The sequence below is a fragment of the Pseudomonas sp. EB271-G4-1 genome, from assembly GCF_058791355.1.
Genome location: NZ_JBYTEO010000012.1, coordinates 72290 through 85378, shown reverse-complemented (window position 1 = coordinate 85378; position 13089 = coordinate 72290). Strand labels below are relative to the sequence as shown.

The window sequence follows — 13089 nt, the reverse complement described above, 5'->3', positions numbered from 1 at the left end:
CTTGTGGGAGCGGGCTTGCTCGCGAAGAGGCCCTCGCGAGCAATACAGGTCTCGGGTCTTAGAACACCGAGACGTAATCGCCCAGCTCGACCTGTACCGATTTGATGCGGGTGAAGTTGTTCAGCGAGCTAATGCCGTTCTCACGGCCAACACCCGACTGCTTGTAGCCGCCAACCGGCATCTTCGCGTCGGATTCGCCCCAGGCGTTGATCCAGCAGATACCGGCTTCCAGTTGATGAATCACGCGGTGAGCGCGGTTCAGATCCTTGGTGACGATACCGGCGGCGAGGCCGAAGTCGGTGTCGTTGGCGCGGCGGATCACTTCTTCTTCGGTCTCGTAGGTGAGGATCGCCATCACCGGGCCAAAGATTTCTTCGCGCACGATGGTCATGTCATCGGTGCAGTCGGTGAACACGGTCGGTGCGACGAACGCGCCCTTGGCGAATTCACCTTCGGTCAGGCGCTCGCCGCCGCACAGCAGGCGCGCACCTTCTTCCTTGCCCTTTGCGATATAGCCCAGCACGCTTTCCATGTGGGCGAAGCTGACCAGCGGGCCGAAGTTGGTGTTTTCATCTTCCGGATTGCCGACGCGGATGCGCGCAACACGTTCAACGATCTTGGCTTCAAAAGCGGCTTTCAGGTGCGCCGGTACGAACACGCGAGTGCCGTTGGTGCAAACCTGGCCGGAGCTGTAGAAGTTGGCCATCATCGCGGTATCGGCAGCACGGTCGAGGTCGGCGTCGTCGCAGATGATCAGCGGCGACTTGCCACCCAGTTCCATGGTCACGTCCTTGAGCGAAGAGCTCGAAGCGCTGGCCATGACTTTCTTGCCGGTGTCGGTGCCGCCGGTGAACGAGACTTTCTCGATGCGCGGGTGTTCGGTCAGCCAGGTGCCGACTTCACGGCCGCTGCCGGTCAGGACGTTGAACACACCCGCTGGCAGGCCGGCTTCGGTGTAGATCTCGGCCAGTTTCAGGGTGGTCAGCGAAGTGACTTCGCTTGGCTTGAAGATCATCGCGTTACCGGCGGCCAGGGCCGGTGCGGATTTCCACAGGGCGATCTGGATCGGGTAGTTCCACGCGCCGATACCGGCCACGACGCCCAGTGGCTCGCGACGGGTGTAGACGAACGAAGTGGTGCGCAAAGGGATCTGCTCGCCTTCGATGGCGGGTACCAGGCCTGCGTAGTACTCGAGCACGTCAGCGCCGGTGACGATGTCGACGTAGCGGGTTTCGGAGTACGACTTGCCGGTGTCCAGGGTTTCCAGTGCGGCCAGTTCATCGTTGCGTTCGCGCAGGATGTCCACGGCACGACGCAGGATGCGCGAACGCTCCATGGCGGTCATCGCAGCCCAGATTTTCTGGCCCTTTTCGGCGCTGACCACGGCGCGCTCGACGTCTTCCTTGGTCGCACGTTGTACTTTTGCGAGGACTTCACCGTTAGCCGGGTTGATGGCTTCAAACGTGGCATCGCTGCCAGCGTCACTGTAGCCGCCATCGATGTAGAGTTTTTGCAGTTCGAAACGGGCCATAAAGTCCTCGCAAGTGCATTGGTTATTGGCACGGTGCAGGTGTCGAGCGTTCTATGTGTGCTCTAACTCACCTGCTTGGCCAGTTGGATATCCATGTATTCGTAAGCGATCCGTTGTGCCTGCTCGGTGTCGAAAGCATCTCCCGACAGCGCGCCGCGCAACCACAAGCCGTCAATCAACGCTGCCAGGCCACGGGCCGCACTGCGCGCTTCGACAAGCGGCAACACGCGGCGGAACTGGCAGCACAGGTTGGAATACAGACGGTGATCGTTGATCCGCTGCAACCTGTGCAAAGACGGCTGGTGCATGCTGGTAGCCCAGAAGGCCAACCAGGTTTTCATTGCCGGGCCGTTGACCTGGCTGGCGTCGAAGTTGCCTTCGATGATCACCTGCAGATGCGCCCGCGGGCTGTCATCTGTCAGCGCCAATCGGCGCGCGGTGACGTTCTCGCTCAGGACGGTCATCAGGTACCCCATGGTGGCGGCGATCAGGCCGTTCTTGTCCTGAAAGTAATGACTGATGATGCCGTTCGAGACACCGGCCAAACGGGCGATCAGCGCAATGCTGGCGTCCCCCATTCCGACCTGGTCGACCGCCAGCAAGGTGGCTTCGATCAACTGTTGGCGACGGATGGGTTGCATACCGACCTTGGGCATCTTGCACATCTCCTTAGGCCTTCCGGCAGACGCAAGACGTCTATCGGTTTGAGGGCCAGTCTATTTTGTTTTGATTGAACGTTCAATCAACAAAGAATAAGATCTGCGACAAATCGTCGCTGCCTACAGATTTTTCCGACGCGTAGCGGCGAAAAAAAACGACTTCCGCAATTGCTCGAAACCCACGCGCCACGGCGTTAAAGGGGGTTCGAGCTTTATCGGGTTGTCTTTATATCACCCGCTGGTCGGCTGCCCACTAAGCGATTGGTCGGGTACCTCGTTTGTCTTGCGTTCTTCTCTCGCACTGCCCGGAGCATCTGTGCCATGAGTTCTGCCTCGCTAATAAAGACCCCACCCGAGAAGGTGACGGTCAACGGTTGGGTGTTCTACACCTCTACCGCGTTGATTCTGTTGTTGACCGCCATTCTGATCATTGCCCCGCAAGAGGCCGGCAGACTGCTCGGTACGGCGCAAGCCTGGTTGTCCCGCAGCTTCGGCTGGTACTACATGGTGGTGATTGCCGCCTACCTGATCTTCGTGGTCGGCCTGGCGTTCTCGTCCTACGGCAAGCTCAAGCTGGGCAGCAAGGACGACACCCCGGACTTCAGCTACGGTGCCTGGGCGGGGATGCTGTTCTCCTCGGGTATCGGCATCTCGCTGCTGTACTTCGGTGCGTCCGAGCCGCTGGATCATTATTTCAACCCGCCGGAAGGCGTGGCCGGAAGCAACCTGGCGGCACGTCAGGCCGTGCAGCTGACGTTCCTGCACTGGGGCCTGCATGGCTGGGCGATCTACGCCTTGGTCGGCCTGGCGGTGGCGTACTTTGCCTACCGGCATAACCAGCCGCTGGCGCTGCGTTCGGCGCTGTACCCGCTGGTGGGTGAGCGTTGGGTCAAAGGCGCGGCCGGTCATGCGGTGGACGGCTTTGGCATGTTCGTGACCCTGCTGGGCCTGGTGACCAACCTGGGGATTGGTTCGCTGCAAGTGTCGTCGGGCCTGGAAAACCTGTTCGGCATGGAGCACAGCAACACCAACCTGCTGATCGTGATCATCGTGATGAGCACCGTGGCGACCATCGCTGCCGTGTCGGGTGTGGAAAACGGCATCCGCCGCCTGTCCAACCTCAACATCGTGCTGTTCAGCGGTCTGCTGATTTTCGTGCTGCTGTTCGGCCCGACCCTGCACCTGCTCAACGGCTTCGTGCAGAACGTTGGTGATTACCTGAACGGTGTGGTGCTGAAGACTTTCGATCTTTATGTGTACGAAGGCGACAGTGAGAAGTCTGACCGCTGGCTGGGCCTGTGGACCCTGTTCTACTGGGCCTGGTGGATTTCCTGGGCCCCGTTCGTAGGCATGTTCATCGCGCGTATTTCCCGTGGTCGCACGGTGCGTGAAATGGTTGCTGGCGTGCTCCTGATTCCGCTGGGTTTCACCCTGGCGTGGCTGTCGATTTTCGGTAACTCGGCGCTGGACCTGGTGATGAATCACGGCGCGGTGGAGCTCGGCAAGACTGCGCTGGAACAGCCGTCCATGGCGATCTACCAGTTGCTGGAGCATTACCCGGCATCGAAGGTGGTGATCGGTGTATCGATTTTCGTGGGCTTCGTGTTGTTCCTGACGCCGGCGGATTCGGGTGCGGTGATGATGGCCAACCTGTCGTGCAAGGGCGGTAACGTCGACGAAGATGCGCCGCACTGGCTGCGGATCTTCTGGTCGGTGGTGATCACCCTGGTGACCATCGGCCTGCTGTTCGCCGGTAACTTCGAAGCCATGCAAACCATGGTGGTTCTGGCCGGCTTGCCGTTCTCGGTGGTGTTGGTGTTCTTCATGTTCGGCTTGCACAAGGCCATGCGCCAGGACGTGCAGATTGAACAGGAGCAGGCGGAGTTGGCAGCGCGCGGTCGTCGTGGCTTCAGCGAGCGTTTGACGCAGCTGGACCTGCAGCCGAGCCAGTCGGTGGTACAACGCTTCATGGATAAGCATGTGAGCCCGGCATTGCAGGATGCGACGACGCAAATGCGTGCCCAAGGCCTCGAAGTGCAGACGCTGCTGGGCAAGTCCAAGCGCTGCATGGGAGTGCGGGTCGAGATGGAAGAGGGCAACCCTTTTGTCTACGAAGTCAGCCTGGACGGGTATCTGGCCACTCCAACCGAGTCAGCCCAGTCCGATGAGGCGCGTCAGCGTTACTACCGCGCCGAGGTGTACTTGCACAACGGTAGCCAGGACTACGACCTGATGGGTTTCACCCAGGATCAGATCACCCGTGACGTGCTCGATCAGTTTGAAAGCCATCGCCAGCTTCTTGGCCGGGTGTATAGCTAAGTTCTGAACTGATGCGGTGTTTCAGTGACACCGCGTCGCCTTCTTTGCGAGCAAGCCCGCTCCCACATTTGGAATGCATTCCCCTGTGGGAGCGGGCTTGCTCGCGAAGGGGTCATCAGCCGCAATGCTGCATTACCCGATTTCACACAAATAAAAACGCCGCGATCTCTCGCGGCGTTTTTGTGTCTGTGGCCTTAGCCCAGGTTCTTGCCGAGCAGCGCGTGGTACAGCTCGCTGTCGCCGAGAATCCCGACCACTTTGTTGTTGTCGTGCAACACCAGTTTGTTGCCGGTCTGATAACGAATCTGCAATGCGTCGCGCATGCCGATGTTGGAATCCACCAGCGTCGGCCGACGGCCCAGGCCTTCGACCGCCTGGCCTGGAATCCAGTTCTGCAGGTCCAGGCTCGCACCGTTCTGGCGTGCGCCCTTGATGGTGTTGCCTTCGGCGAGGTCAAGCCACGAATCGCCGCCCGGATCGAGGCACACCGAGCCGTTGATGCGCTTGCAGTTGTCCAGGGTGCGCATCAGGCTGCGCCCGCACAGTACGTTCAGCGGGTTGGTGTGGGCGACGAAGGTCCGCACGTAGTCGTCCGCAGGGTTGAGGACGATTTCTTCGGGCTTGCTGTACTGGATGATCCGGCCGTCTTTCATGATCGCGATACGGCTGCCGAGCTTCAGGGCTTCATCGAGGTCGTGGCTCACGAACACGATGGTCTTGCTCAGCTTGCGTTGCAGCTCCAGCAGTTCGTCCTGCAGGCCCTGTCGGATCAGCGGGTCGAGTGCCGAGAACGGTTCGTCCATCAGCAGGATGTCGGCGTCCATCGCCAGCGCACGGGCCAGGCCCACACGTTGCTGCATGCCACCGGACAGCTCATCGGGTTTCTTGTTGCGCCATTGGGTCAGGCCCACCAGCTCAAGTTTTTCATCGACCAGTTTCCGGCGTTCCTTCTCCGGACGGCCCTGCATTTCCAGGCCGAAGCTGATGTTCTCGCGCACCGTCAGCCAAGGCATCAGGGCGAACTTCTGGAACACCATCGCAATGCGCTTGGTGCGCATCATTTTCAGCTCGGCGGCGGAGCAGGACGCGATGTTGATCTGCTTGCCTTCGTGCTCGACGAACAGCTTGCCACGGCTGACGGTGTTGAGACCGTTGATGCAACGCAGCAGGCTGGACTTGCCGGAGCCGGACAGGCCCATCAGCACGCAGATTTCACCTTTTTCGATATCCAGGCTGGCCTTTTCGACGCCAACGATTTGCCCGGTCTTTTTCAGGATCTCGCTGCGGGTCAAGCCTTGATCGAGAAGTTTCAGTGCTTCGCGTGGATCCTTGGTGAAGATCACGTCGACGTCTTCGAAGCGAATTATGCTCATGCGTCACCCCCTACTTTCGCGTCGGGTTGTTTGCAGATACGGTCGAGCATGATCGCCAGCAGTACGATCGCCAGGCCCGCTTCGAAGCCCAGGGCGATATCAGCAGTGTTCAGTGCGTTGACCACCGGTTTACCCAGTCCGTCGGCGCCCACCAGTGCCGCAATCACCACCATCGACAGCGACAGCATGATGCACTGGGTGATGCCGGCCGCGATGCTCGGCATGGCGTGGGGCAGTTCGATCCGTGTTAGTAGCTGGCGACGCGAGCAGCCAAAGGCCTTGCCGGCGTCCATCAGTTCTTGCGGGACATCGCGGATGCCCAGGTAGGTCAGGCGGATCGGCGCGGCGATGGCGAATACCACCGTGGAGATCAGGCCTGGCACCACTCCCAGCCCGAAGAGGGTCAGGGTAGGAATGAGGTAAACGAAGGTCGGTACGGTCTGCATCAGATCGAGTACCGGACGCATAAAAGTGTAGAACATTGGCTTGTGCGCCGCGACGATGCCCAGTGGCACGCCGATGACCACGCAGACCAGGGTGGCAAACAGCACCTGGGCCAGGGTCTCCATGGTTTCCTGCCAGTACCCCAGGTTGAGGATCAGCAGAAAGGAGGCGATGACGAAAGCGGTCAGCCCCCATTTGCGCTGGATGAAGTGGGCCAGGAGGGCGATGAGGCCGATCAGTGCCAGCGGGTTGAACCAGGTCAGCGCGAAAGTCACGCCGTGGATCATCGTTTCCAGCGTCACGGCAATGGCGTCGAAGGTGTTGGCGCCGTGTTGCGTCAACCATTCGACAAAGCTCGCGATGTGCTGGCCTAAAGGGATTTTCTGATCAATCAGCATGGTAGTGAACGTCCGCATGCAAGGAAATTAACAGCCCGGACGGCGTGAGCCGCCCGGCATAAGCGATGCTCCCCGATTCAAGGCGCGAGTTTGGCTTTCACGGCCTCCAGGCCTGGTTTACCGTCAATGGTGGTCACGCCAGCGAGCCAGGTATCGAGCACCTGTGGATTCTTTTTCAGCCAGGCCTTGGCGGCCGCGTCAGGCTTCATCTTGTCGTCCAGGATGTTGCCCATCAGTTCGCTCTCCATGTCGACAGTGAACTCCAGGTTTTTCAGCAGTTGGCCCACGTTGCTGCACTCCTCGGCGTAACCCTTGCGGGTGTTGGTCGCCACGGTGGCAGCACCGAAATCCGGGCCAAAGAAATCGTCGCCGCCGGTCAGGTATTGAATCTTGAAGCGCTTGTTCATCGGGTGCGGCGCCCAGCCGAGGAAGACCACGGCGGTGTCGCGTTTCTGTGCGCGGTCGACCTGGGAGAGCATCCCCGCTTCGCTGGATTCGACGACCTTGAAGCCTGCGTCCTTGAGGCCGAAGGCGTTCTTGTCGATCATGCTCTGGATCAGGCGGTTGCCGTCGTTGCCGGGCTCGATGCCGTAGATCTTGCCGTCCAGTTCCTTCTTGAACTTGGCGATGTCGGCAAAATCATGCAGCCCTTTGTCGTACAGGGCTTGTGGCACGGCGAGGGTGTATTTGGCGCCCTTGAGGTTGGTGCGCACGGTTTCCACGGTGCCGGCGTCGCGGTAGGCCTTGATGTCGTTTTCCATGGTCGGCATCCAGTTACCGAGGAACACGTCCATGTTCTTCCCGTCGGCCAGGGACTTGTAGGTCACGGGCACGGAAATCATGGTGGTCTTGGTCTTGTAGCCGAGGGCGTTGAGCACGACGCTGGTGGTGGCGGTCGTTGCGGTGATGTCGGTCCAGCCGACATCGGAGAAGTTTACGGTGCTGCATTGAGCCGGTTCGGCGGCTTGCGCCATAACCGGCAGACTAAGCAGGGCGGCCAACAACAACGACGGGGAACCTTTCATGGATGGACTCCTTGGTGTTTTTTTTGGCAGTAGTTTCCGACTGGAACCACCGCACTTATAGGTTGCGGTTGGATGGCGTTCTGGAGACATCTCTACCACGGCGCCTTGCAATCGAGTCGTTACGATCATGTACCAGTGAAAATCTGACGCCTACAGGGTGCGTCGTAACCAGTACAGGGATGGTCGCATCCAGTGTCGGTGACGTCGTTTACAGCTTTTTTCAGCCTCTTTTGTCCGTCTGAGCCGCAAAAAAACGGCGAAAACACGACGTGAAAGACACGCGGCGTTCGTGGACATGAGTGCGTCGGTGTGAGACGTCGAACGACAGGATAAAAGCCTGATGATGCGGCCATCACGACGGATTGCAGCTTGAGCGTAGCAGCTCCGTCACCGGGCGCTTCTGCGCCTGGAGTTGGCACATCCAGGAGTCCGGCAGTAATGGCTATCAGTGTTTTCGACCTGTTCAAAATCGGCATCGGCCCTTCCAGTTCACACACCGTGGGGCCTATGCGGGCCGCGGCGCTGTTCGTGCAGGGCTTGCGCGAACGCGGGCAGCTTGAGCAGGTTCGGCGTGTCGAAGTACAGCTTTTTGGTTCGCTGTCGGCCACCGGCATCGGCCACGGCAGCGACAACGCAGTGATCATGGGCTTGATGGGGGAGTGGCCGGACGCGATCGATCCGTCGCAAATCGGCATCCGCATCGCCACTCTGCGCGAAACCGACACATTGTTACTCGATGGCCGCCAGCCGGTGCCGTTCATCTGGGCTCGGGATATGCGCCTGATCGACGAAAACCTGCCATTCCATCCCAATGCCATGACCCTGATTGTCGAGGGCGATGACGGCGAGTTGCATCGCGACACCTACTATTCGGTGGGTGGCGGTTTTGTCGTCGATGAGGCACAAGCCAGCAGCGGGGTGGTCGACATGGATCGCACCGAACTGCCGTACGATTTTTCCAGCGCTGCCGAGCTGCTGGAGTTGTGTAAAAAGCACAACCTGCGCGTGGCCGAATTGATGATGGCCAACGAGAAGGTGTGGCGCAGCGAAGAGGAAATCCGCAGTGGCCTGATGCACCTGTGGCGCGCCATGCAGGATTGCGTCGAGCAAGGCCTCAAGCACGAGGGCATCCTGCCCGGCGGGCTGAACGTGCGCCGTCGCGCGGCGAAATTGCATCGCAGCTTGCAGGAGCTGAACAAGCCTAACGTGATCGGCTCGACACTGAGCGCCATGGAGTGGGTCAACCTGTTCGCCCTGGCGGTCAACGAAGAGAACGCCGCCGGCGGGCGCATGGTCACGGCACCAACCAATGGCGCGGCCGGGATCATCCCGGCGGTGCTGCACTACTTCATGAAGTTCAGCGAGGACGTGACCGACGCCAATGTCGTCGACTACATGCTCGGCGCGGCTTCGGTCGGGATCCTGTGCAAGAAGAACGCCTCGATCTCCGGTGCCGAAGTCGGTTGCCAGGGCGAAGTCGGCTCGGCCTGCGCCATGGCGGCCGCGGGCTTGGCAGAAATTTTGGGCGCCACACCGGAACAACTGTGCAACGCGGCGGAAATCGGCCTGGAGCACAACCTGGGGCTCACGTGTGACCCGGTGGGCGGCCTGGTGCAGGTGCCGTGCATCGAGCGCAACGCGATTGCCGCGGTGAAGGCGATCAATGCGGCGCAGATGGCATTGCGCGGCGATGGCCAGCACTTTATCTCCCTGGACCGGGTGATCCGCACGATGCGCGATACCGGGGCCGATATGCATGACAAGTATAAAGAGACGTCGCGGGGTGGGTTGGCTGTCAGCGCGGTTGAGTGCTGAAATCCAGTCGGCCCATTCGCGAGCAGGCTCGCTCCCACATTGAAATGCAATCCACTGTGGGAGCGAGCCTGCTCGCGAAGGCGGCAGACCAGTCAAAACTGCGCGTTAAGTGAACAGGTAATACCTGATGCGCCTCCTTTTGGCGCGTCGCTAACAGATAAGTACCTGACCTCAAAATCAGGTCCTCCCCATCCCGGACCACCCGTCACCCCGTGCCTGCGGTGACACTCTTACAGAGCTCCCTGTAGCCCTGTTCCCACAAGTGCTACCGTTTTGCTCAAACGCAACGGGGCAGAGCGCTTGCAGCCATTGATGGCACTTATAACCCTTACTCCCTGCGCGTCATATATAGACACATTCCGACGTCGTTTTTAGGAGTTATTGAACGCGTATTCAAATTTAGGCATGGCATTTGCTCTGTCATTACAAAGCCCGTCTCCCATGCGAGAACGATGGCAATAACAAGAGCCTCCGCCTGAGGCCATCACCCGCTTTGTGTGAGGAGATACTGCGATGACGACGTTCAACTCCGGGGCCCAACCCCAGAACCGTGCGCCACAATCCATCGGCTTTCTGTTGCTGGACAATTTCACGCTGATTTCCCTGGCATCCGCAGTCGAACCACTGCGTATGGCCAACCAGCTGTCCGGTCGCGAGCTGTATCGTTGGACCACTCTCACCGTCGATGGCGGGCAAGTCTGGGCCAGTGACGGTCTGCAAATCACCCCCGATGCCTCCATGCACAAAGCCCCGCCAATGGACACCGTGATTGTCTGCGGCGGTATCGGAATTCAACGCACGGTTACCCGCGAACACGTGTCTTGGCTGCAGAGCCAGGCGCGGCAGTCCCGTCGCCTGGGTGCGGTGTGCACCGGCAGCTGGGCCCTGGCGTGCGCCGGCCTGCTCGACGGTTTCGATTGCAGCGTGCACTGGGAATGCCTGGCGGCGATGCAGGAAGCGTTTCCGCGGGTGGCCATGAGTACTCGCCTGTTCACCCTCGACCGTAACCGTTTCACCAGCTCCGGCGGCACCGCGCCGCTGGACATGATGCTGCACCTGATCAGCCGCGATCACGGTCGTGAACTGTCGGCTGCGATCTCGGAGATGTTCGTCTACGAGCGCATCCGCAACGAACAGGATCACCAGCGCGTCCCGCTCAAGCACATGCTCGGCACCAACCAGCCGAAACTGCAGGAAATCGTCGCGCTGATGGAAGCCAACCTCGAAGAGCCGATCGACCTCGACGAACTGGCGGTGTACGTCGCCGTGTCCCGTCGTCAGCTGGAGCGGCTGTTCCAGAAATACCTGCATTGCTCGCCTTCGCGGTACTACCTGAAGCTGCGCTTGATCCGCGCTCGGCAACTGCTCAAGCAAACGCCAATGTCGATCATCGAAGTGGCATCGGTTTGTGGCTTCGTGTCCACGCCGCACTTCTCCAAGTGCTACCGCGAGTACTTCGGCATTCCGCCACGCGACGAGCGCGTAGGTTCCAACACCACGCAGCAAGTGGCGATGATGCCGCTGCCACAGGCATTGGTGCTTTCACCGTTGTCCGGGCCGTTGTCGGCGCTGAGTCAGGCGCGTAATGAGTCGACGTTCGCCAGCGTAAGGCTCTAATAGCGAGTCGCTTCATTCGCGAGCAGGCTCGCTCCCACATTGACCGAGTTCCAACATTGGGATGCGGTCGAATGTGGGAGCGAGCCTGCTCGCGAAGGCGTTTTAGCGGGTGGTGTGGCTCTGTTGGTATTGCGCCAACGCTGGCAGCAATTGCTTGTCGATGGCCTGGCGCACAGCCGGCAGGATCGTCGCGCTGCTGGTGTACATCTCCTTGACCATCTTGCGAAGTTCATAGGCCCGAGCATCGTCCAGGCCCCTTACCGCGCATTCGCAAGCCTGTTCGGCCGTCGCGCCGCTCGGCACTTGAAAACCCAATGACTTGAGCTGGCCCAACAGGTCTTCCTGGTCTATCAAATCGGCGTGCATCATGACGCAAATCCTTCTTCTGGGAATGATGTCGTGGGTCGATTCTGGTAGTGGCACGCAGTGGCGGCAAGGGCGATTTGTCGTTATGGCAGCATTGACTATGAACAGGTCGTTTTCGGGCTATTTACCTGCGCTGAGAGTCGGCACACTGGACCCAGCTTGCTTCACGAGGGTTTGGTCACCTTCCCGCGGCAGCTCCTCAACAGTACCCTCTGCCTCGATCCTGTCACGGCTTGATCGGGGCTTTTTTTTTGCCTGTGGTTTCTGTGTGGTCTGTACAGTCGCCTTCGCGAGCAGGCTCGCTCCCACATTTGATCTGCGTCATGCGCAAATCCCTGTGGGAGCGGGCTTGCTCGCGAAGAACGATGACGCGGTTTAACGCTGTAGCACGAGGATGCGCGACAACAACTCATCCCGATCCACATAACACCCCTGGAAATGGCGGGCACCCGTGGCAGGGTCAAAGGCGTTGCGCGCGTGCAGGGTACGGCGATTGTCGAAGCACCAGAGTTCGCCGGGGTTGAGCCTTTGCATCAGCCTGAATCGAGGCTCGCGAGTCATCGCGATGAAACGGCGATAGGCGTGATAGAGCCTGGGCATCTGCTCCACCGATGCATCGAACGGCCCTCGCAGAAAGTTCGCCATGCGGATTTCCGAGACCCGCCCCAAGGTATCCAGCGCGATGATCGGCGCCAGGCAACGATAGTCACTGAGGCGGTCTTTATTGCGAAATTCCACGGGGATTTCGCACAGGCTTCGGAACGACTCGGGGTCCTCCTGGCGTAACGCCTCGGCGATGGCAAAACCGTCGACGAAAATACTCTCGCCACCCTCGGCATCGTTGACCAGGCAATGCAGGAACTGCAGCCCCGGTTGCAACTCGCGCGTCGGCAGGTCGCTGTGCAGCGGCAAGTTGAAAGCGGTGTAGGCGTTGCTGTCGGCGTCGGCCTTCGATTGCACATTGAACAGCACGCCGAAATTGCTCTCGCGGATGAAGGAAATGCGCTGGGCGACCAGCTTCAGCGAGCCAGGCTCGGTGGGTACGCCACGGACCTGGGTCAGGCCGGTGTCACGCACGGCCAGCAGCCATTGCAATAGCGCCTGGTTGTCGTTCATCAGTGCTTGATACTCGAACACCGGCAACTGCAAATCACTGTGCCAAAGCCTGGCCTTGGGCTTGCTTGCCAGGCGCTCGGCGCGGGACTCGTCGTCATAGGCGTGGGCCCGCAGCCAGCCAGGGTCGAAGCGGCTGAGGTGGCCATCCTGCCACTGCACGCTCAGGCAACCATCAGGGTCGACACTGGTTTGGACAGGCTTAAGGTTCTCCGGCACATCGACGATTTCCAGCACCTGTTCGCGCGTCACCGTGTAGACGCATTGCGGACACGGGCAATTGTCCCGCAGCCATGGGTGGTGGAAGGGACTGACGCGGTTGTCGGCCCACGTCACCAGGATACGATCGGCCATGGCCTGCACGCCTGTCAGCGCGCTGATCAGCGGATAAGTACGGAAGTCGGCAAAAGCGGCGGCAGTGTTCATGGG

Annotated in this window: 10 protein-coding genes; 3 read left to right on the top strand and 7 right to left on the bottom strand. The window is 60.0% G+C overall.

Features of this window, described 5'->3' with window-relative positions; genetic code table 11:
* Nucleotides 1–58: 58 nt before the first annotated feature.
* Both betB and betI read right to left on the bottom strand, forming a co-directional pair.
* Nucleotides 59–1531: a betaine-aldehyde dehydrogenase gene (betB, locus tag AC3WWR_RS08650; protein ID WP_020796093.1), complete on the bottom strand. Its 1473-nt coding sequence runs from the start codon at nucleotides 1529–1531 to the stop codon at nucleotides 59–61.
* Nucleotides 1532–1593: 62 nt separating this feature from the next.
* Nucleotides 1594–2187 (bottom strand): transcriptional regulator BetI, encoded by a 594-nt coding sequence (gene betI, locus AC3WWR_RS08645; RefSeq protein WP_020796092.1) that lies wholly within the window; start codon nucleotides 2185–2187, stop codon nucleotides 1594–1596.
* Between the two features lie 381 nt (nucleotides 2188–2568).
* Between betI and AC3WWR_RS08640 the strand changes: the two genes are divergently transcribed.
* Nucleotides 2569–4509 carry a BCCT family transporter gene (locus AC3WWR_RS08640; protein ID WP_225441959.1) on the top strand — a complete coding sequence of 647 codons (1941 nt, stop codon included), beginning with the start codon at nucleotides 2569–2571 and terminating at the stop codon, nucleotides 4507–4509.
* A gap of 194 nt (nucleotides 4510–4703) precedes the next feature.
* Here AC3WWR_RS08640 and choV read toward each other — a convergent pair whose 3' ends face one another.
* The 3 genes from choV to AC3WWR_RS08625 all read right to left on the bottom strand — a co-directional run bounded on the left by choV (nucleotide 4704) and on the right by AC3WWR_RS08625 (nucleotide 7749).
* Nucleotides 4704–5882 carry a choline ABC transporter ATP-binding protein gene (gene choV, locus AC3WWR_RS08635; RefSeq protein ID WP_020796090.1) on the bottom strand — a complete coding sequence of 393 codons (1179 nt, stop codon included), beginning with the start codon at nucleotides 5880–5882 and terminating at the stop codon, nucleotides 4704–4706.
* A complete protein-coding gene (choW, locus tag AC3WWR_RS08630; protein ID WP_020796089.1) occupies nucleotides 5879–6724 on the bottom strand; it encodes a choline ABC transporter permease subunit in 846 nt (281 codons plus the stop codon). Before choW ends, choV begins: the two co-directional genes overlap by 4 nt.
* A gap of 77 nt (nucleotides 6725–6801) precedes the next feature.
* Complete coding sequence (locus AC3WWR_RS08625) at nucleotides 6802–7749, bottom strand: choline ABC transporter substrate-binding protein (RefSeq protein ID WP_020796088.1); 948 nt, start codon at nucleotides 7747–7749, stop codon at nucleotides 6802–6804.
* 438 nt (nucleotides 7750–8187) lie between these two features.
* Here AC3WWR_RS08625 and AC3WWR_RS08620 point away from each other — a divergent pair, with 438 nt between their 5' ends.
* Nucleotides 8188–9564 (top strand): L-serine ammonia-lyase, encoded by a 1377-nt coding sequence (locus AC3WWR_RS08620; RefSeq protein WP_492598645.1) that lies wholly within the window; start codon nucleotides 8188–8190, stop codon nucleotides 9562–9564.
* 513 nt (nucleotides 9565–10077) lie between these two features.
* Entirely contained in the window at nucleotides 10078–11181 is a 1104-nt protein-coding gene (gbdR, locus tag AC3WWR_RS08615; protein WP_007975492.1) for a choline metabolism transcriptional regulator GbdR, read from the top strand.
* A 102-nt stretch (nucleotides 11182–11283) separates the two neighbouring features.
* Here gbdR and AC3WWR_RS08610 read toward each other — a convergent pair whose 3' ends face one another.
* Both AC3WWR_RS08610 and AC3WWR_RS08605 read right to left on the bottom strand, forming a co-directional pair.
* The gene (locus tag AC3WWR_RS08610) at nucleotides 11284–11550 is read right to left on the bottom strand and encodes a hypothetical protein (RefSeq protein WP_020796085.1); all 267 of its coding nucleotides are present in this window, start codon (nucleotides 11548–11550) and stop codon (nucleotides 11284–11286) included.
* A gap of 372 nt (nucleotides 11551–11922) precedes the next feature.
* A complete protein-coding gene (locus AC3WWR_RS08605; protein WP_020796083.1) occupies nucleotides 11923–13086 on the bottom strand; it encodes a gamma-butyrobetaine dioxygenase in 1164 nt (387 codons plus the stop codon).
* Nucleotides 13087–13089: the final 3 nt, after the last annotated feature.

Excerpts from the sequence above, each read along its gene's own strand:
- betB (WP_020796093.1), bottom strand. The coding sequence starts at position 1,531 with ATGGCCCGTTTCGAACTGCAAAAACTCTACATCGATGGCGGCTACAGT.
- AC3WWR_RS08610 (WP_020796085.1), bottom strand. The coding sequence starts at position 11,550 with ATGATGCACGCCGATTTGATAGACCAGGAAGACCTGTTGGGCCAGCTC.
- gbdR (WP_007975492.1), top strand. The coding sequence starts at position 10,078 with ATGACGACGTTCAACTCCGGGGCCCAACCCCAGAACCGTGCGCCACAA.
- choV (WP_020796090.1), bottom strand. The coding sequence starts at position 5,882 with ATGAGCATAATTCGCTTCGAAGACGTCGACGTGATCTTCACCAAGGAT.
- AC3WWR_RS08605 (WP_020796083.1), bottom strand. The coding sequence starts at position 13,086 with ATGAACACTGCCGCCGCTTTTGCCGACTTCCGTACTTATCCGCTGATC.
- AC3WWR_RS08620 (WP_492598645.1), top strand. The coding sequence starts at position 8,188 with ATGGCTATCAGTGTTTTCGACCTGTTCAAAATCGGCATCGGCCCTTCC.
- betI (WP_020796092.1), bottom strand. The coding sequence starts at position 2,187 with ATGCCCAAGGTCGGTATGCAACCCATCCGTCGCCAACAGTTGATCGAA.
- AC3WWR_RS08625 (WP_020796088.1), bottom strand. The coding sequence starts at position 7,749 with ATGAAAGGTTCCCCGTCGTTGTTGTTGGCCGCCCTGCTTAGTCTGCCG.
- choW (WP_020796089.1), bottom strand. The coding sequence starts at position 6,724 with ATGCTGATTGATCAGAAAATCCCTTTAGGCCAGCACATCGCGAGCTTT.